The organism is Amycolatopsis sp. CB00013 (assembly GCF_001905755.1).
In the GTDB taxonomy this organism is placed as follows: Bacteria; Actinomycetota; Actinomycetes; order Mycobacteriales; family Pseudonocardiaceae; genus Amycolatopsis; species Amycolatopsis japonica.
Genome location: NZ_LIWC01000009.1, coordinates 82,234 through 100,388, shown reverse-complemented (window position 1 = coordinate 100,388; position 18,155 = coordinate 82,234). Strand labels below are relative to the sequence as shown.

General features: G+C 68.7%; 19 protein-coding genes. 15 read left to right on the top strand and 4 right to left on the bottom strand.

The genetic code is table 11. The annotated features are described in order from the left end of the window. The first annotated feature begins 45 nt into the window (after positions 1 to 45). The 11 genes from AMK34_RS41785 to AMK34_RS41735 all read left to right on the top strand — a co-directional run bounded on the left by AMK34_RS41785 (position 46) and on the right by AMK34_RS41735 (position 11,331). Complete coding sequence (locus AMK34_RS41785; protein ID WP_073849245.1) at positions 46 to 1,299, top strand: HNH endonuclease signature motif containing protein; 1,254 nt, start codon at positions 46 to 48, stop codon at positions 1,297 to 1,299. 328 nt (positions 1,300 to 1,627) lie between these two features. Then, positions 1,628 to 2,173 carry a hypothetical protein gene (locus AMK34_RS41780; protein ID WP_241832974.1) on the top strand — a complete coding sequence of 182 codons (546 nt, stop codon included), beginning with the start codon at positions 1,628 to 1,630 and terminating at the stop codon, positions 2,171 to 2,173. Positions 2,174 to 2,233: 60 nt separating this feature from the next. Further along, the gene (locus AMK34_RS41775) at positions 2,234 to 2,437 is read left to right on the top strand and encodes a DNA-binding protein (protein WP_038511380.1); all 204 of its coding nucleotides are present in this window, start codon (positions 2,234 to 2,236) and stop codon (positions 2,435 to 2,437) included. Between the two features lie 72 nt (positions 2,438 to 2,509). Then, positions 2,510 to 2,887, top strand: coding sequence for a DUF1801 domain-containing protein (locus AMK34_RS41770; protein WP_038511378.1), 378 nt, complete (start codon positions 2,510 to 2,512; stop codon positions 2,885 to 2,887). A gap of 19 nt (positions 2,888 to 2,906) precedes the next feature. After that, positions 2,907 to 3,293 (top strand): YchJ family protein, encoded by a 387-nt coding sequence (locus AMK34_RS41765; protein WP_073849243.1) that lies wholly within the window; start codon positions 2,907 to 2,909, stop codon positions 3,291 to 3,293. Between the two features lie 42 nt (positions 3,294 to 3,335). Further along, positions 3,336 to 4,574 (top strand): hypothetical protein, encoded by a 1,239-nt coding sequence (locus AMK34_RS41760; protein WP_073849242.1) that lies wholly within the window; start codon positions 3,336 to 3,338, stop codon positions 4,572 to 4,574. 125 nt (positions 4,575 to 4,699) lie between these two features. Next, positions 4,700 to 7,780: a glycosyl hydrolase 2 galactose-binding domain-containing protein gene (locus AMK34_RS41755; protein WP_198941860.1), complete on the top strand. Its 3,081-nt coding sequence runs from the start codon at positions 4,700 to 4,702 to the stop codon at positions 7,778 to 7,780. A 120-nt stretch (positions 7,781 to 7,900) separates the two neighbouring features. Continuing rightward, on the top strand, positions 7,901 to 8,305 hold the full coding sequence (locus AMK34_RS41750; RefSeq protein ID WP_198941864.1) for a helix-turn-helix transcriptional regulator: 405 nt from the start codon (positions 7,901 to 7,903) through the stop codon (positions 8,303 to 8,305). 5 nt (positions 8,306 to 8,310) lie between these two features. After that, positions 8,311 to 8,703 carry a VOC family protein gene (locus AMK34_RS41745; protein WP_073849240.1) on the top strand — a complete coding sequence of 131 codons (393 nt, stop codon included), beginning with the start codon at positions 8,311 to 8,313 and terminating at the stop codon, positions 8,701 to 8,703. A gap of 40 nt (positions 8,704 to 8,743) precedes the next feature. After that, complete coding sequence (locus AMK34_RS41740) at positions 8,744 to 10,612, top strand: Na+/H+ antiporter (RefSeq protein ID WP_083650158.1); 1,869 nt, start codon at positions 8,744 to 8,746, stop codon at positions 10,610 to 10,612. A gap of 32 nt (positions 10,613 to 10,644) precedes the next feature. After that, a complete protein-coding gene (locus AMK34_RS41735) occupies positions 10,645 to 11,331 on the top strand; it encodes a histidine phosphatase family protein (protein WP_073849239.1) in 687 nt (228 codons plus the stop codon). On the opposite strand, the gene AMK34_RS41730 is transcribed toward AMK34_RS41735, so the two are convergent. The 3 genes from AMK34_RS41730 to AMK34_RS41720 all read right to left on the bottom strand — a co-directional run bounded on the left by AMK34_RS41730 (position 11,294) and on the right by AMK34_RS41720 (position 13,168). Continuing rightward, positions 11,294 to 12,061, bottom strand: a complete 768-nt coding sequence (locus AMK34_RS41730; protein ID WP_073849238.1) for an ABC transporter permease — start codon at positions 12,059 to 12,061, stop codon at positions 11,294 to 11,296. The two genes, AMK34_RS41735 and AMK34_RS41730, sit on opposite strands and share 38 nt — an antisense overlap. A 15-nt stretch (positions 12,062 to 12,076) precedes the next feature. After that, on the bottom strand, positions 12,077 to 12,562 hold the full coding sequence (locus AMK34_RS41725) for an MmpS family transport accessory protein (protein WP_073849237.1): 486 nt from the start codon (positions 12,560 to 12,562) through the stop codon (positions 12,077 to 12,079). Between the two features lie 201 nt (positions 12,563 to 12,763). After that, the gene (locus AMK34_RS41720; protein WP_073849236.1) at positions 12,764 to 13,168 is read right to left on the bottom strand and encodes an NUDIX hydrolase; all 405 of its coding nucleotides are present in this window, start codon (positions 13,166 to 13,168) and stop codon (positions 12,764 to 12,766) included. A gap of 30 nt (positions 13,169 to 13,198) precedes the next feature. Between AMK34_RS41720 and AMK34_RS41715 the strand changes: the two genes are divergently transcribed. After that, positions 13,199 to 13,882, top strand: a complete 684-nt coding sequence (locus AMK34_RS41715) for a helix-turn-helix domain-containing protein (protein WP_073849235.1) — start codon at positions 13,199 to 13,201, stop codon at positions 13,880 to 13,882. On the opposite strand, the gene AMK34_RS41710 is transcribed toward AMK34_RS41715, so the two are convergent. Further along, entirely contained in the window at positions 13,813 to 15,336 is a 1,524-nt protein-coding gene (locus tag AMK34_RS41710) for an FGGY-family carbohydrate kinase (protein WP_073849234.1), read from the bottom strand. The genes AMK34_RS41715 and AMK34_RS41710 overlap by 70 nt on opposite strands. A 114-nt stretch (positions 15,337 to 15,450) precedes the next feature. On the opposite strand from AMK34_RS41710, the gene AMK34_RS41705 reads away from it, so the two are divergent. The 3 genes from AMK34_RS41705 (at position 15,451) to AMK34_RS41695 (ending at position 18,089) form a co-directional block, all read left to right on the top strand. Next, positions 15,451 to 16,431 (top strand): LacI family DNA-binding transcriptional regulator, encoded by a 981-nt coding sequence (locus tag AMK34_RS41705; RefSeq protein ID WP_073849233.1) that lies wholly within the window; start codon positions 15,451 to 15,453, stop codon positions 16,429 to 16,431. Between the two features lie 324 nt (positions 16,432 to 16,755). After that, positions 16,756 to 17,337 carry a hypothetical protein gene (locus AMK34_RS41700; protein ID WP_037345518.1) on the top strand — a complete coding sequence of 194 codons (582 nt, stop codon included), beginning with the start codon at positions 16,756 to 16,758 and terminating at the stop codon, positions 17,335 to 17,337. A 95-nt stretch (positions 17,338 to 17,432) separates the two neighbouring features. Next, the gene (locus tag AMK34_RS41695) at positions 17,433 to 18,089 is read left to right on the top strand and encodes an RES family NAD+ phosphorylase (RefSeq protein WP_007028108.1); all 657 of its coding nucleotides are present in this window, start codon (positions 17,433 to 17,435) and stop codon (positions 18,087 to 18,089) included. Positions 18,090 to 18,155 lie beyond the last annotated feature (66 nt).

The following is an 18,155-nucleotide window of genomic DNA, read 5'->3' as shown; positions in this document are numbered from 1 at the left end:
AAAATTACGAACACGTGTTCGACAAAGTTGCGGTATTATGGAGGGGTGTCCGAGACCTTCCTTCCCGAGTTGCCGCAGGAACTGTGGCGCGCCGGCAAGCTGGAGCTTGCCCATGGCGTGCAGCACGCTTTGCAGGTGATCCGGATCGCGACCGCTTGTCTGGGGCGGTTTCTGGCGGAGATCGAGTCTCGGGGCGCCAAGGACTTGTATGGGCATGGGAGTACGGCGAGCTGGCTTGCGGAGATCGCGGGGTTGTCGCGGGGTGAGGCGGGGCCGATCGTGAAGCGGGCGATCGCGTTGAACCCGACGCGTGCGTTGGATGGCACGGAGGTTCCGCCGGTCGCGCCCGCCACTGCTGCTGTTGCCGCTCAGGGGTTGGTTGGGGATGAGCGGATCGATCAGATCCTGGAGATCTTGAAGAACCTCCCCGCCGAGATTTCGGCTGAGGATCGGGCCGGTGCGGAGCAGATCCTCGCCAATCTTGCCCCGAGCGTCGGTCCGCGGCAGCTCGCCAAGGCTGAAGCGAACCTGCAGGGCTTGCTCAACCCCGACGGCAACGAACCCAAAGACCCCGAGCCGAAGGAACCTCGCCGCGAGATCACCCTGGAACGCCGTAAGGACGGCTTCTGGAAGCTGACCGGCCTGCTCGACGACGAGACCGGGGCCCGGACCGCCGCAGCGCTGGAGGCACACGCCCAGCCACGCCCGGTCGACGAGTTCGGGCAGGCGGATCTGCGGATGAAGTGCGAACGCATGGGAGACGCTTGGGCCGAACTGCTCGACTTGGCGATCGCCTGCCCCGATCAGCCCGGCACCAGCGGCTACCGCACTCTCGTCCACGTCACCATCGGACTCGACGAACTCAAATCGGGTCTCGGCACCGCTTGCTTGGACTTTGTGGGGACGATGACGGCGCGGGAAGCCCGGCTCGCCGCCTGCGATTGCCTGATGGTGCCGGTGGTCATGGGCGCGTCGGGCGAGCCGCTGGATATGGGGCGGCTGAGACGGTTCGTCACTCCAGGCCAACGCCGAGCGCTCAACATCCGCGACGGTGGCTGTGCCTTCCCGGGCTGTCATCGGAAGCCGAAGAATTGCCACGCCCATCACATTGAGCACTGGGCAGACGGCGGGCCGACCGATCTCCGGAATCTGGTCCTGTTGTGCGGTTTCCATCATCGGCTGATTCACCACGGTGACTGGGAAGTACGCATGGCGGCCGATGGGTTACCGGAGTTCATCCCACCCCAATACCGAGACCCGCTCCGACAACCCCGGCGCAACACCCTGCACCACGTCTGAACCCGAGGAGCCCGCCAGCCACCCAGGCGACGGGCCCCTCGGCATGCCCGCAGTCGGCCACTAGGCCCAGCCGCTCACCGGCCGCCCCACATCGCCGTCATCACGCCTGGAACTGTTCGGTACCGGCGAAAACCCGACGCCCCGACTGCGCCATTCGGGCGTATTGACGCACTACTTCTCAGCTCTTCCGCAAAGCCCGGAGCAAGATCGTCCATTCCGGACTTGGGAGGGAACGGAACATATCATGGTGAATCAACCGCGCGGCCCGGACGGCCGCTGGATCAAATACAAGTACGGTGCGGGCGCGCTGGTCACGACGGGAGTGGTCGTGGCCGCCACCAACGGCATCGGCGGAGGCGCCGCCACCTCCCTCGATTCCGCCGCGAGCCAAGCCCTCAAAGGCAAAAGCTCCAGCAAGAAGTCCGCACAAAAGGGTCGCCATTCCGAAGCATGGCAACGCCTGGGCTGGCGCGGGCTCAAAAAGCAAGCCAAACGGGAACTCAAATGCGGACCGCATTCCTTCGGCGAGGTCCAGCGTTTCCTCCTGCGCCACCCTTGCGTCGATCTCGACCGCATGCTGGTCACCGTCGACGACGGCGCCGGCAACACCATCGACGTCTCCGTCGCGTGGGTGAAGATGCCGAAGGCGGGCGAGGCGAGCGACCTGAAGCGGCTCATCGACAAGGACGGCACCGGCAACGTCCTCCTCTTCGGCGAAGCTCCGCCCGGTAGCCGATTCACCGGCGAGAACTACGACTCCCGACTGGCCAAGAAGCTCGTCGTGATCGCCGAAGCGGCCCCCGCGACCGGGCGGCCGAGCGAAACGACGCTCGAGACTGCGGTCGAAGTCGCCGTCGAGTTCCCCGCACCCTGACCCGCCACCGGCGATCCACAATGGAGGCGCACAGAACCGGCCACTGACCGAAGAGGACCCATGGACGAACAAACCGACCTGCCGTCCGGCATCGGCAAACCGGCGACGCGCGCCTTCACCGGCGCCGGCTACACCCGGCTGGAGCACTTCACCCGCGCCACCGAAGCCGAGCTCGCGAGCCTGCACGGCGTCGGCCCCAAAGCGCTCCGCATCATCCGCGAAGCCCTGGAAACGCGAGGTCAGACGTTCAAACCCACCGACTAATTTTTTTGTCTTGACAACTTGCCCCTTCGGAAGGTTTGCTGAGCGCAGCACACCGACCGAAGGGATCCAGTCATGGCCAAGTTCGCGAACGTCGACGACTACATCGCCGCTCTGCCCGAGAACCTGCGTGAAGTCGCCGTCGCGCTGCGCCCGATCGTCAACGCCGCCCTGCCGGGCTCCATCGAGGCGATGTACCACGCCTCCCCCACCTGGAGCGCCGGCGAAGCCGTCGGCAAGAACCTCGTCTGCCTGATGAAGGCGTACTCGTCGTACGTCACTTTCGCGCTCTGGAAGGGGCAGCTCGTCGACGACGAGTCCGGCAGGCTGGAGCCGAGCGCGCGGGAGATGGCGCACGTCAAGTTGCGCTCGGTCGGCGACATCGACGCCGACCTGTTCACCGGGTGGCTCAAGCAGGCCCGGGACCTCGAAAGCATCGCGACGGCACGATGACACAATCGGCGGCGTGCCTGTGATCACCGACGATTCCCGTTGCCCCTGCGGTCTTGGCGAGCCCTACGGCGTTTGCTGCGGCCGCTTCCACCGGGGCGACGCGACCGCGCCGACCGCCGAACTCCTGATGCGGTCGCGGTTCAGCGCGTTCGCCGTCGGCGACACCGCGTACCTCACGAAGACCTGGCATCCGAAGACGCGGCCCGCCGATCTCGAACTCGACCCGGGGCAGCGCTGGACGTTCCTGGAGATCCTCGGCAAGACCGGCGGCGGACTGCTGGAGAACGAAGGCACCGTGGAGTTCCGGGCCCACTACCGCCAGGATCGCCGGGCGGACAGCATGCACGAGAACAGCCACTTCGTCCGCGTCGACGGGCAATGGCTCTACGTGGCGCCTGTCCGCTAAAGCCCCACTTCGCCCAACCTTCCCGTGATAAACAAGGTGGCGATGGGAAAACTGACCCGCCGGGCGAGGGCGAAGGCCGACCACTTCGCCTACTCGGCCGCACGCGAGTGGCCCGTCGCGGCGTCCGGGGTCGGCGTCGTCCTCGGGGTGGCGACGATCCTGCCCAGCGCCTTCGGTATCGCGCTTTCGGTGCTGGCCTTGGCTTTGGGCACCACCACGTTCGTGCGGGATCTCCGGCTGCTTCGGGCACGCTGGGCCGGGTACGAGTTCAGCGCGATCGCCGCTCCCTTCCCCACCGCCGAGCTTCCGCCCCCGCCCGCCTATCCGGGAGCGACCTACCTCTCCGTACCGGCGCGGGGAACGGCGCTGGTCAGCGACGTGATCGACGAAGCTCTGACAGCGGGGAACTTCCGGATCGCCGTCGCCGAGGAGCCGTACCGCCTGCCGCCCAAGCTCAAGGCGACGGCGCCGCACGTCCTTCCCTTGCGCGCGAAGGGTCGCCTGCTGTTCAACGGCGCCATCGTCGGCATGCGCGGCGAACCGCTTCCCGCCGCGGGGGCAACGCCCGCCCCGATCCGGCTGCATCGAGCGCGGTTCTTCGACGCCGTGTGCTCCAACGAACTGTCGACCCTGCGGATCACCAAGACCGACACCGGCGAGGAGTACGACCTCCGCCGCGAGGAACTGGCCGACTCGTCGGGCAGCCTCCGCACGCTGGCGAGCAGCGAACTGGCCGATCTGGTCGGTGTCTCGACCATCGCGTTCACCTCCGACGGCAAGCTGGTCGTGGTGCGCCAGTCCGGCCGGAACTCCGCGAGCGCGCTGCTGCTCGCGCCGTCGGGCAGCGGCTCGCTGGAACCCCAGGATCTCGACACCCCCGACGGTGGACGCCGCCGGATGCTGCACACCGCGGTGATCGCCGGGATGGAGCGGGAACTTCGCGAGGAGACCGGCCTCCTGCCCGGCGAGATCTCCTCCACCAGGCTGACCGGGTTCGCGCGCTGGATGGAACGCGGCGCGAAACCGGAGTTCCTGGGGATCACCGAACTGTCCGTGGACAGCGCCAGCCTGCTGACACGTCGTACGCGCGGCGCCGAGAAGCTGTACAGCGCGGGCACGACCATGCTCGACGTCGACCTCGCCGCGCTCGGCGAGGATCTTTCCGGCGGCGCCGACCTGGCCGACGCGCCCTCGCTGCCGCCGAGGCTGCGTGACGACGCGTCCCTGCCGCTCCTGCTCTGCCTGCGCGCGGCCGCTCTCCGCCGGAGCTTCCACCGCTGACGAACCCGGTGCAAGGGTCTGTTCCCCGCGCGAAGTGACGGCTACTATCTCCCCCAACATTGTTAGGGAACTTTCTTAACGATTTCCGCCCAGGTCCGCCGCCGTGTGCCCGAGGAGGCGCGCTCGTGAGTTTTCGGCAGAAGAGAACCCGGATCCCGTTACTGGCCATGACCGTCACCGCGCTGGCCGCCGCGGTCTGCGGGGTGACCACCGCTCCCGTCGCCACCGGCGCGGAGGTGGCCGTCCCGCCGGCCGCGGGCAACGCCACCCCGATCCCCGGTTTCGTGATCCAGTCTTCGGCGCAGGTCAGCGATGATTCGGCGGTGTCGAAGCCGGGCTTCCCCACCGCCGGCTGGTACCCGGTGTCGTCGCGTTCGACGGTCTACGCCGGACTGCTGCAGAACGGCAAGTACGCCGACCCGTTCTATTCGACGAACATGAAGAACGTCCCGACCGCGCAGTTCTCGGTGCCGTGGTGGTACCGCACGGACCTGAACGTCGAGGACACCTCGAAGCGCACGTACCTCGACTTCAGCGGCGTGCTCTCCAAGGCCGACGTCTGGGTCAACGGCACCCGGATCGCGACGAAGGACCAGGTCAACGGCGCCTACACCCGCCACGACCTGGATATCACCGAGCACGTGCGCCAGGGCGTCAACAGCGTCGCGTTCAAGGTCTACCCCAACGACCCCAACAACGACCTCTCGATGGGCTGGATCGACTGGGCGCAGACCCCGCCGGACCAGAACATGGGCATCGTGCGCGACGTCCTCGTCCGGCGCGGCGGCCCGGTCGCGCTGCGCAGCGCCCACGTCGTCCAGAAGCTGAACTCGTCGCTCGACCACGCCGACCTCACGGTGAAGGCCGACGTCCGCAACGACTCGGCGGGCGCGGTGCAGACCACCGTCGCCGGCACGGTCGCGGGCAAGCCGGTCAGCCAGACCGTCTCGCTGGCCGCGAAGGAGCGCAAGACCGTCACCTTCCCCATCGTCGGTCTCGACAAGCCCAACCTGTGGTGGCCCGCCGGAATGGGCGGACAGCACCGGTACGAACTCGACCTCACCGCGAGTGTCGGCGGCACGGCGTCGGACGCCTCGAAGTCGAAGTTCGGTGTCCGCGACGTCAAGGCGCCGCTGAACTCCAGCGGTGCGCGGCAGTACAGCGTCAACGGCAAACCGCTGCTGATCCGCGGTGGCGGCTACACGCCGGACCTGTTCCTGCGCTGGAACGAGACCGCGGCGGCCGACAAGCTCAAGTACGTGCTGAACCTCGGGCTCAACACCGTCCGGCTGGAAGGCCACATCGAGCCGGACGAGTTCTTCGACCTCGCCGACGACCTCGGCGTGCTGACCATGCCCGGCTGGGAATGCTGCGACAAGTGGGAAGGCCAGGTCAACGGCGAAGAGAAGGGCGAGCCGTGGGTCGAGTCGGACTACCCGATCGCCAAGGCGTCGATGTTCTCCGAGGCCGAGCGCCTGCGTGACCACCCGAGCGTCATCTCGTTCCACATCGGCTCCGACTTCGCGCCGGACAAGCGGATCGAGCAGGGCTACCTCGACGCGATGAAGGCCGCCGACTTCCTGCCGCCGGTCATCCCGTCCGCGTCGAAGCGGCCGTCCCCGATCACGGGTGCTTCGGGGATGAAGATGAACGGTCCGTACGACTACGTCCCGCCGGTCTACTGGTACGACAAGTCGCAAAAGGAGCGTGGCGGCGCGTGGAGCTTCAACTCCGAGACCAGCGCGGGCGTCGACATCCCGACGATGGACACGTTGAAGCGGATGATGTCGGCCGCTGAGCTGGAAACGATGTGGAAGGATCCGTCGGCCGCGCAGTACCACCGCTCGTCCTCGGAGACCTTCGGGAACCTGAAGCTGTTCGGCAACGCGCTCACCAAGCGCTATGGCGCGCCCGCGGACCTGAACGACTTCGTGCGGAAGGCGCAGCTCGCGCAGTACGAGAACGTCCGCGCCGAATTCGAGTCGCACTCGCGCAACTACACCGACTCGACCAACCCGTCGACCGGGTTGATCTACTGGATGCTCAACAGCCCGTGGACCTCGCTGCACTGGCAGCTGTTCGACGCCTACATGGACCAGAACGGCGCCTACTACGGGGCGAAGAAGGCCAACGAGCCGCTGCACATCCAGTACTCGCACGACAATCGGTCGGTCGTGGTGATCAACCAGACGTCGAACGCGGTGAGCGGGCTGACGGCGACCACGAAGCTGTACAACCTCGACGGCACCGAGAAGTACAGCAACACCAAGACCGGGCTGTCGGTCGGCGCGCTGGGCGCCAAGGCCACCGCGGTCACCGTCCCGGCGGTGAGCGGGCTGTCGAGCACCTACCTCGCGAAGCTCGTGCTCACCGACTCGTCCGGCAAGGAGGTCAGCCGCAACGTGTACTGGCTCTCCACCAAGGCCGACACGCTGAACTGGGGCGGCAGCGACTGGTACTACACACCCCAGTCGGGCTACGCCGATCTGACCGGGCTGAAGAACCTCGGCCAGTCCGCCGTCAGCGCGACGGCGAAGTCGGTGGCCGGCGCCGACGGCACCACCACGACCACCGTGACGCTGAAGAACACCTCGGGCGGCAAGCTCCCGGCGTTCTACGTCGACTCGAAGGTCGTGGACGCCGCGGGCAAGCCGGTGCTGCCGGTGGAGTGGAACGACAACGCGGTGAGCCTCTGGCCGGGTGAAACGACCACGCTGACCGCGAAGTACCGCACGGCCGACCTCAAGGGCTCCAAGCCTTCGGTGCGGGTCTCGGGCTGGAACACCGGGACGCAGACCGTCCCGGCCGACGGCTCCGGCCCGAGCGACCCGGTCGATTACCAGGCCGAGGACGCCACGATCGACCAGGGCGCGGTGGAGTCCAACCACGCCGGGTTCACCGGCACCGGGTTCGTCAACTACGACAACGTGGCTGGCAGCTCGGTCGAGTGGACGGTGAACGTGCCCGCAGCGGGCACCTACGACGTCGTCGTCCGGTACGCCAACGGCACGACGGCGAACCGGCCGCTCGACTTCTCCGTCAACGGCTCGATCAGCGCGTCGGGCGTCGGCTTCGGCGGCACCGGGGCCTGGCCGAACTGGACGACGAGAACCGTCAAGGTGACCTTGGCGGCGGGAGTCAACAAGATCAAGGCCGTCGCCACCACGGCGAACGGCGGTCCCAACGTCGACAAGATCACCCTCTAGTCCGGGAGTCGCCTGAGAAGGCCCCCTTCGCCGCCCGGCGAAGGGGGCCTTTCGGCGTCCGGCGTGGGTTACGCTTTCCGGGTGACCGGCAAACCCGACCCGCGCCTGCGGGATCTCGCGATGCTGCGCCGCGTCCGCGACCGGATCGATCGCGACTACGCGCAGCCCTTGGACGTCGAAGCCCTGGCGCGCGGCGTGCACGTCTCCGCCGGGCATCTGAGCCGCGAGTTCCGGGCCGCGTACGGCGAATCGCCCTACAGCTACCTGATGACCCGCCGGATCGAGCGGGCCATGATGCTGTTGCGGCGCGGGGACATGTCGGTCACCGAGGTCTGCTTCGACGTCGGTTTCTCGTCGCTGGGCACGTTCAGCACGCGGTTCTCCGAACTGGTCGGCATCTCGCCGAGCGCGTACCGCAAGCAGGCCGCGGAAGACGGCCGGGGCATGCCCGGCTGCGTCGTCAAACAGGTCATGCGACCGATCAGGAATCGAGAAGCGACGCCGCCGCGCGCCGACCTACCTTGAGTCGTATGACCCTCTCGATTCAGGCGTCCTACCTCCCAGCAGACGATCTCGAGGCTTCGGTTTCCTTCTATCGCGACATCCTGGGCTTCGAAGTGCGGGACGAGGGCCCGCTCCACGCCACGGTCGGCCCGCCGGGGCAGCCGGGGACGTCGCTCGTGCTCCGGCCGCTCGCGGCCGAGGAGCTCACCGGCGAGGAACGCGCGACGATCGCCGAACTGATGGCCAAGGGCGTCCACGGGATCATCGTGCTGTCCACGCCGGACCTGATCGACACCTTCGACCGGATCCAGGCGACGGGTGCCGACGTCGTCCAGGAACCGGTCCGGCAGTCCTACGGCGCCTTCGACTGCTCTTTCCGCGATCCGGCGGGCAATCTGGTGCGTTTCGAAGAGCGGTAGCCGGGCCTCGGTGCGCGCGCTCTGAGCCTCCCGGGTGATGATGAGCGGCGTGGAGATCGCGGTAGAACTCGTGGCACTGGTGGTGGCCGTCCTCCTGGTCACCGCCGCGGCGCGGAAACTCGACTGGTCGGCGCCGCTGTGCCTGATCGCGGTCGGGGTCGTCGCCTCGTACGTGCCGGGCGTCCCGGAGTACGAACTGGACCCGGAGGTCGTGCTGCTGGGGTTGTTGCCCCCGCTGCTGTACGCCACCGCGATCCGCACGTCGCTCATCGACTTCCGCCGCAACCGCGGGCCGATCCTGCTGTTGTCGGTGGGGCTCGTCATCTTCACCACGGCCGCGGTCGGGGTCGTGGCGTGGCTGGTGATCCCCGGTCTGCCGCTGGCCGCCGGGCTCGCGATCGGCGCGGTGGTCGCGCCGCCGGACGCGGTCGCGGCCACCGCCGTCGCCCGCAAGGTCGGGATGCCTCGCAAGCTGACCCGGCTGTTGGAGGGCGAAAGCCTGTTCAACGACGCGGCCGCGCTGGTCGCGTTGCGGACCGCCATCGCGGCCATCGCGGGTTCGGTGAGCCTGCTGCAGGTCGGCGGCGATTTCCTGCTGGCCGCGGGCGGCGGTCTGGTGATCGGGTTCGCCGTCGGCGCGCTCGCGGCGCTGATCCGCACCCGGCTCGAGGATCCGGTCACCGACACCGCGCTTTCGCTGGTGGTGCCGTTCGTCGCCTATCTGGCCGCCGAGGCGATCCACGGTTCCGGTGTGATCTCCGTGGTCGTCGCGGGGCTGATCCTCGGGCACAAGGCGCCGAGCATGCTTTCGGGCCGCTCGCGGCTGGCGAGCAGGCTGAACTGGCAGACCATCCAGTTCCTGCTGGAGAACATCGTCTTCCTGCTGATCGGGCTGCAGGTCCGCCGGATCATGACCGAGGTCGGCGACAGCGGGCTGACCGCGCTGGAACTGGTCCTGATCTGCGCCGCCACGCTCGCCGCCACGATCGTCACCCGGATCGTCTGGATGGCGGGGATCGGCCTGGCGCGCCGGGTGTTCCGCCGTCACGCCTGGCCGTGGCGGTACTCGGCCGTGATCGCCTGGGCGGGGATGCGCGGCGTCGTCACGCTCGCGGCGGCGTTCGTGCTGCCCGCGGACACCCCGCAGCGGGCCGTGCTGGTGCTGGTCGCGTTCGTGGTGGTGGCGGGAACACTGCTGCTGCACGGGACGACGCTGCCGGTACTGGTCCGCCGTCTGAAACTGCCGCCGCCCGACCCGGCCGAGGACGCGCTGCAGGAGGCGGCCGTGCTCCACGACATGACCAGGGCCGCGCTCGAGGAGCTGGAGAAGATCCGGACCCCCGAGGATCCGGAAGACATCGTCGAACGGCTGCGCAGCCGGCTCCAGCACCGCTCGGACTCGGCGTGGGAGGAACTCGGCAGGCAGAGCGCGCTGACCGAGACGCCGAGCGACGCGTACCGGCGCCTGCGGCTGAGGCTGCTCGAAGTCGAACGGGAGAAGTTCCTGGAGGCGCGCGACTCCGGAATGGCCGATGATGATGTCCTGCGCCGGATCCTCGAACGCCTCGACATCGAGGAATCCATGCTGGACAGGGAGGAGGAGACCGTGCCGGACTCCGATCGGGAACTGCGTACCCCCGCCGCGACGGCGGGATCCTGCAAACATCTGACCAAGAACTGGCCGTCGGTCGAGCCCAGCTCCCCTGACGTGTGCGCCGTCTGCGTCGAGAACGGGATGACCTGGGTGCATCTGCGTGAATGCGTCAAATGCGGGAACGTCGCCTGCTGCGATTCGTCGCCGGGCAAACACGCGACCGAGCATTTCCACGACACCCTGCACCCGGTGATGCGCAGCCACGAGCCCGGCGAGACCTGGCGCTGGTGTTTCGTGGACAAACAGCTCGGCTGAAGACCGGACACGACCTGGGTAGGGTCCGGGGTATGAGTACCCCTGAGCAGGAAGTCGAATACCGCCAGCACCGGTTCTCACCTCCCCCGGGCGCGACCGAGATCTTCCTTGTCCGCCACGGTGAATCCGCTCCGGCGAAGGGCGACAACCCGTTCGAACTCGTCGACGGGCAGGCCGATCCGGATCTCGCGCCGGAGGGCAGGGACCACGCCGAGCGGGTGGGCCGCCGCCTGGCGGACGAGCGGATTTCCGCGCTGTACGTGACGACGCTGCGCCGGACGCCGCAGACCGCGGCACCGCTGGCGGCGAAGCTCGGGCTCACCCCGGAGGTCGAGCCGGACCTGCGGGAGATCCACCTCGGAGACTGGGAGAACGGCCTCTTCCGGCGCTACACCCACGAAGGTCATCCGATCGTCGAAGAGCTGTGGCGCGAACAGCGCTGGGACGTCATCCCCGGCGCGGAGACGATGGAGTCGTTCGGCGGGCGGATCAAGGCGGCCATCGGCAGGCTCGCGGCGGCCAACCCGGACCGCAGGATCGCCGTGTTCACCCACGGCGGCGTCATAGGCGAGGTCTTCGCTCAGGCGAGCGGCGCGCAGAACCGGTTCGCCTTCCTCGGCGCGGACAACGGCTCGATCTCCCATCTGGTGGTGTCGGGCGGGAACTGGATGGTGCGGCGGTTCAACGACACGTCGCATCTTCAGTCGCCTTTCGGCTGATCCGGCCCGCCGCGACCAGGTGCACGACGACCAGGACGGCGACCGCCTCGGCGGCCAGCAGCCCGATCAGCACGAGCACCTGCGTCACCCCGGCCTGCACCGGCCCGGCGCCACCGAGGAGGACCCCGACGTAGGCGCCGGGCAAGGTCACCAGGCCGACGGTCCGGGTCTGGTCGAGGGCGGGGATCAGCGCATGCCCCGCCGAGGGACGGCAGATCTCCAGCGCGGCCGGACGGGGAAGGAAACCCAGTGCCAGCGCGGCTTCGTACTCGCCGTGCCGGGACACGAGTTCGTCCAGGGCCCGCCTCGCCGCCTGCGAGGTCGCGGACATCGCGCCGCCGATGACGATCCCGGCGATCGGCACGATGGCGATGGGCCGCCACGGGACCACCCCGGTCGCGAGCACGAGCGTCAGCACCGGGACCACCCCGGACGCGATGGCGAGCGCGACCCACGCGAGATCCTTCGCGACGCCGATCCGGCGTGCGGAGGTGACCGCCGCGATCGTGAACATCAGCAGCACGAAACCGCCGGTCAGCCAGCCCGATTTCAGGATCCCGACGATCACCAGCGACACGGCGGCGAGCTGGACGACGGCGCGCGCGGCCGCGAACAGCACCGCCTTGCCCTGTCCCAGCCGCCCGAACTGCACCACCGCCGCGCCGAAGATCGCCAGCACGGCCAAGACCACGGCGAGCACCGGGCCGAACTCGATCGCACCATCCGTCACCCGGATGATCCTGCCTTAGGACGTGCAGGTCACCGGCGCACCAGGGGCGGGGGCGGTGCGGTCGCTGACGACCTCGCCGTCGACGAGGATCCGGCACCGCAGCGCGCCGCTTCCCGAGCCCTGCGCGGAGAGGCTGTAGAACTCGTCGCGGCCCTCCTGGCTCTCGCGCTCGAAGGTGGTGCTCCACGGCGTCAGCACGTCGGTCTTCTGCAGGAGCTCGGAACCCTGCGCGACATAGGTGACGTTCTGGGCGCCCTTCGCGCCGGAAAGTTCGTAGACGACCGAGTGGATCACGGTGCGCACGGCGGCCGCGGCCTGCTCGACCTGCGGCACGGGCGGGCTCTGCACCGGGCGTGAGGCCTTCGGCAGCATGTAACCGGTCAGAGTGACGGCGACGGCCACCACTCCCAGCACGACCACGACGGTCCCCAGCGGCTTCAGCCTGCCGGGGGCACCCTGCTCCGGCGCCGATGCCGGAGGGGTCGCGGTGGGAACACCCATGGAGAGGTCTTCTCTCGTCCGAGCGCACTTCCGTCGAGTGCGTCGACTACTTCTCGTTCGAAGGTGACTCCGCGTTAGCCGTTATCGGGAAGAAACCCGATATTCACCCTTTTGGGTGTCCCAGTGAGTGGAGAGTGCCTGGTCATGGGGCGATCGGCGTAAACACAGTGAGCCGAATAGCTCACTTTGAGTGACACCGCGTCAATCGACGAGACCCGCGTCGGCGAGCAGCCCGAGCATCCGCCTGCCCGCCGGCGGGCAGAGGTGGGCGTCGGCCGAGGACAGCCAGGCGGACTCCGCGATCTCACGTCCGGGCACGGGCTCCCCGCGATGCTCGGCGGTGTAACAGGTCATACGGACGCGGCGTCCGTCCGCGTAGCCGTCCGCCTGCTCGTTCAGCACCGCGAAGAAGCGGAAACTCTGCGGGTCGAGCTCGACGCCGAGCTCCTCCCGAATCTCCCGGCACAGCCCGGCGACGTCGCCCTCTCCCGGCTCTCGCTTGCCTCCTGGCAGGTAGAACTTGGCCTTGCCCTCGGTCCGCACCGACAGGAGGCGGCGGTCGCGGACATGGATCCAGGCCAGCGAATCGATCTCTGCTTCGGACACGGCCTGATTCTGTCGTGCCCCGGGGGCATCATGACAACCGTGTATCGGGAGACGACGGCGCCCGGCCTGGACGACGTGGTGCGCTGCCTGTGGGAGGAAGCGGGCGGCGCGCCGAAGCGGATCGTGCCCGACTGCTGTGTGGACCTCGTGGAATGCGGCGGCGAGGTCTTCGTCGCCGGGCCGGACACGGCGCCCTGGACCTGGGAGACCGGCGAACGGGCGCGTGGCGTGCGGTTCGTCCCGGGCAGGGCGGGCGAGGTCCTGGGGCTCGGTGCCGACGAGCTGCGTGATCAGCGTGTCCCCCTCGCCGACTTGTGGGGCAGGGAAGGCGAACTGCTGGCCGAGCAGGTGCTCTCCGGCGCCGCTTCGCTGACCGACGTCGTCGCGCGACGCCGCGCCGGACGGGCCGACCGGGAGGTCTCGGAGCTGATCGCCAGGCTGGACGACGGGCCGCCCAGGGTTTCCGCCGCGTTGGAACCGTTCGCCACCGGGGAGCGGCAGCTGCGGCGGCGGTTCACCCTCGCGGTGGGCTACGGTCCGGCGACCTACCTGCGGGTCAGCCGGTTCCAGCGCGCCATCGGCCTCGCGGGATCAGCGCCGGATCTCGCCTCGCTGGCGTTCTCGGCGGGCTACGCCGATCAAGCTCACTTGAGCCGGGATTGCCGCGAGTTCTCCGGACTGAAGGCGAGCGAGTTCTTCCGCGCCAGGAAGTGAGCGATGTCCACTGTGGACTCGTACAGCGCGCGGTAATGCGGGTAGAACTCGTCGTAGACATCGGCGTCCGCACTCGGACGGACGATTTCGGCGACGGGGTTCCAGGCTTCGATATCCGGCTCCCGGCCCAGGGCGACGGACGCGAGAACGGCGTTCCCGAACGCGGCACCGATGGTTTCCGCGGGGATCTCCTGGTCGATCCGAGCGACGTCGCTGACGATCCGCGTCCACACACCGCCTCGCGTCCCGCCGCCGACGGCGACGAAGCGGCCCGTGCCGCCACCGGCCTCCCGCATGGCTTCCACGTTGTGCCGCACCCCGTACGCCGTTCCCTCCAACGCCGCGCGGTACAGCTCGGCACGATCGTGGGAAGTGGTGAGCCCGGCGATTATGCCCCTTGCGTCCGGATCCGGCACCGGTGTCCGTTCTCCCGCGAAGTACGGCAGCATCAGCAATCCGCGGCTGCCCGCCGGAACCTCGCCCGCCGCCGCGGCCAGGTCGCCGAACTCGCCGCCGACGAGCTCCCGCAGCCAGTCGGTGATCGCGCCGGACGTCGCCATCCCCGCCGCGAGCGAATAGGTACCGGGAAAAGCGCCTCGCGTCGTCCACAACCCCTGGCCGGGGCGCGGATCGGCGAGCATCTGGACCAGGAACATCGTGGTGCCGTACATGAGCATCGTGTCCCCGGGCGCGGTGACCCCGACGCTGGTCGCCTCGGCCCAGGCGTCCACCGTGCCCGCCGTCACCGGGATCCCTTGCGGGAGGCCGGTTTCCGCGGCCGCCTCGGCGGTGACCGAGCCGACCACCTCGGTCGGCCACGCGAGCTTGGGCAGGTCGACGCCGGGGGCGATCGCGGCGACCCGGTCGGCCGCCCAGCGGGCCTCGCGCAGGTCGTACATCGGATCGCATTGGCTCGCGGAATGATGGTCGAGGACGTATTCACCGGTCAGGCGCAGGACAAGGAACGAACTCGCCATCAAGAAGAGCTTCGCCCGTTCGAACACGTCCGGCTCGTTCTTGGCCAGCCAGCGCCATTTCGGCCCGACGGCCTGCGAGCCGAGCGCGCTCCCTCCGCGTTCCACAATGGATTCTTCGCCGAATTCCCGGTTCAATTCACGGATTTCGTCGAATGCGCGGGTGTCGACGCCGTAAAGGATCGCGGGGCGCAACGGTTTCCCGGAAGCGTCGGCGGGTAACAGCACCGGCCCGATCCCGCTGACCGACACCCCGATGATGGGATGATCCTCCGCGCTCGCCGAAAGCTCCCTCGCCAGCGCGAGGAAGTCTTGCCACCACACGGTTTCGGCGTCGTGTTCGAACCAGCCGGGGCGGGGCCGGGAGGTCTCGTGCGGCCGGGATGCCCGCGCCACCACGGCGCCCCGGGAATCGACGAGGACACCTTTGGAACTCGAAGTGCCGATGTCGATGCCGAGCACCAGGCCCGGTTCCCCCACGACCCCTCCGAACTTCTCCGCGCGAGTAGCGCGATCAGCGGATGGTAACGATTGTCGGTCAAGCTATTCTTCCCGTGCGAAGGTGTCAATACACCTGCAGAAGGGGAGGTCACGGTGGCCACCATCAACGACGTGGCGGCGAAGGCCGGGGTTTCGACGGCGACCGTGTCGAGGACGCTCAACGGGAAGTCCACTGTGGACCCGGTACTCGCGGCACGGGTGCAGGCCGCCGCCGCGGAATTGGGCTATCACCCGAACGGTCTCGCGAGGAATCTGCGCCGTCAGGAGACCGCGGTCCTCGCGCTCATCATCTCCGACGTGGAGAACCCCTTCTTCACCGCGATCGCCCGGGGCGTGGAGGACATCGCGCAGACCGCGGGCTACTCGGTGGTGTTGTGCAACGCCGACGACAACGAGGAGAAGGAGCGGCGCTACATCGACGTCGCCCTCCAGGAGCGGGTCGCCGGCGTGGTGCTCTCCCCCACCGGCCGGGCCACCAACGTCGACCGGCTGACCGAACGCGGCACGCCCGTGGTCGCCGTCGACCGGCCGCTGCTGAAGAACACCGGCGACCAGGTGCTGGTCGACACCCGGCTCGCCGCCCGCGACGCGACCCGGCATCTGCTCGATGGCGGCTACCAGCGGGTCGCCTGCGTCAGCGGCCCGCCCGGGGTGCGCACGGCCGAGGACCGGCTGGCCGGCTACACCGACGCCGTCGGCGAGGGGAACGCGCTCACCCGGCGGGCCGAGTTCCGCGCCGAGGGCGGCAGGCTCGCCGCGCTCAGCCTGCTCGACGAGCCCGAGCCGCCGGACGCGCTGCTGGTCGGCAACAGCACGATGGCGATCGGCGTCCTGGAGGCACTGGCTTCACGCGGTCTGCGATCGGGACAGGACATCGGGATCGTGTCGTTCGACGACGCGCCGTGGACGACGCTGATCGATCCTCCGCTGACGGTGGTCGCGCAGCCCGCGAACGAGGTGGGACGGGTCGCCGCCGAACTGCTGCTCGCCCGCATCGGCGACAGCACGCGCAAGGCCACGACGACCACTCTGCAGGCGAAGCTGATCGTGCGCCGGAGCTCACGTCGCGACTGACCCGGGTGCACGACGTACCTGGGCGACCGGTTCGCACCGGCCGCCCAGGAACGCCCCACCCCCTTGTTCCCCCAAGCCGGCCCCACACCAGCCGGGTTCTCCGAAGCGGTGGGAAGAAATCGTTTACCTTTCGGACGGTAAATTCCCGCTTACGACCTGTCAAGCCGAAGTCCTGGACAAGCTCGCCCGTTCCGGGCACACTGTGGCGATATTCCCTACTGCACGTGTTTGATTCCGTGCGCTCTGTGTTCATCTCTGGTGAATTCACCCACGAAATCGAGATGAGACCGCACGAACCCGCACAGACGCGTTACTCTAGGCGCTATGTCGATAGCGCTCGAGAACGTTCTCGCCAAGGCGGGCCTGAAGGTCGACGCCAACGAGTTCCTGAACCTCGTCGAGGACGCGGCGCGGAGGCTGACCCCACCGAACCCCGACCCGTCGCACTACTTCTCGGCGGACCAGCGAGCCGCGCTCACCGACGTCGGCCTGGACCTCTCCCCCCGTGGCGAGGACGAGCCGGACTTCCGTGCCCGGACGGTCGCCGCGCACGCCGTGCTCGCCGATTCGGCGCTCAGCGTGCTGGAAGCCGCGAAAACGCTGGGCGTGGACGACAGCCGTATCCGGCACCGTCTGAAGGAGGGCAGGCTCACCGGCTGGAAAGACCAGGGCTGGCGGTTACCCGCCTGGCAGTTCGCCGGCTCCGGGGTGCTGCCCGGCTTGGAGGTCGTGCTGCGTGCCGTCCCCGAGGACCAGCCCGCCCTCGTCGTCGCCGCGTTCATGAGCACCCCGCAGGCCGACTTGGTGATCAACGAGCATCCCGCCACCCCGCGCCAATGGCTCCTTTCGGGCGGCGATCCCGAGCACGTCGCGAGACTGGTGGCCACGCTGGGCTCGCCGTTCTGAGATCTTTGCCCGACGACGGAATTTCAGTCGGGGGTAGGCCGTAGGCTGACCCCACCGAGCAAGATCACCCGACAAGGACGGACGACTCCCGAGGTATGGCCCGGCTCCCCCTGCCGCCCGCACGCTCTGTCCTGGTCAAGGAGCTGCACCGCACCAACGACGTGGTGACGGTGCACCCCGGCACCAGGCTGGTCAGGATCTTCACCGCGCACGGCAACCACCCCCAGCAGTGGAATTCGTTCCGCTACAGCGGCCCGCTCCCGCACGGCCGCTTCGACCCGCAGACCCCCGGTCGCGGCGGTCGCCCGGTCACCGACCCCGGCAACGGCGTCCTGTACTTCGGGCTCACCGTGCGCACCAGCATCGCGGAGGTCTTCCAGACCACGTCGACGGTCGACCGCAAATCCCGCGGCCCCCGGCTGGTGGTCGTCCGGCCGACCCGCACGCTGCGGCTGCTCGACCTCGCCGGCCTGTGGCCGACCCGCGTCGGCGCCTCGCAGGAGATCTCCAGCGGTCCGAAGAAGATCACCCAGGCCTGGGCCCGCGCCATCCGCGCCGCGTTCGGCGACCTCGACGGTGTCTGGTACCGGTCGTCCATGGACTCCGGCGGCCCCGCGCTCGCGCTGTGGGATCCGCCAGCCGGGAACTCGCTTCCGGTCGCGCCCGACGTGCTGCTCCCCCTCGACCATCCGGGGCTGGACGTCCCGCTGGGCCGGGTCTGCGAAGAACTGAACTACACGCTCCTCAGCTGACCGATGCCATGAAAGGTCCTTTCCTTGCAAAATTTGCAAGGAAAGGACCTTTCATGGCATCCGGTG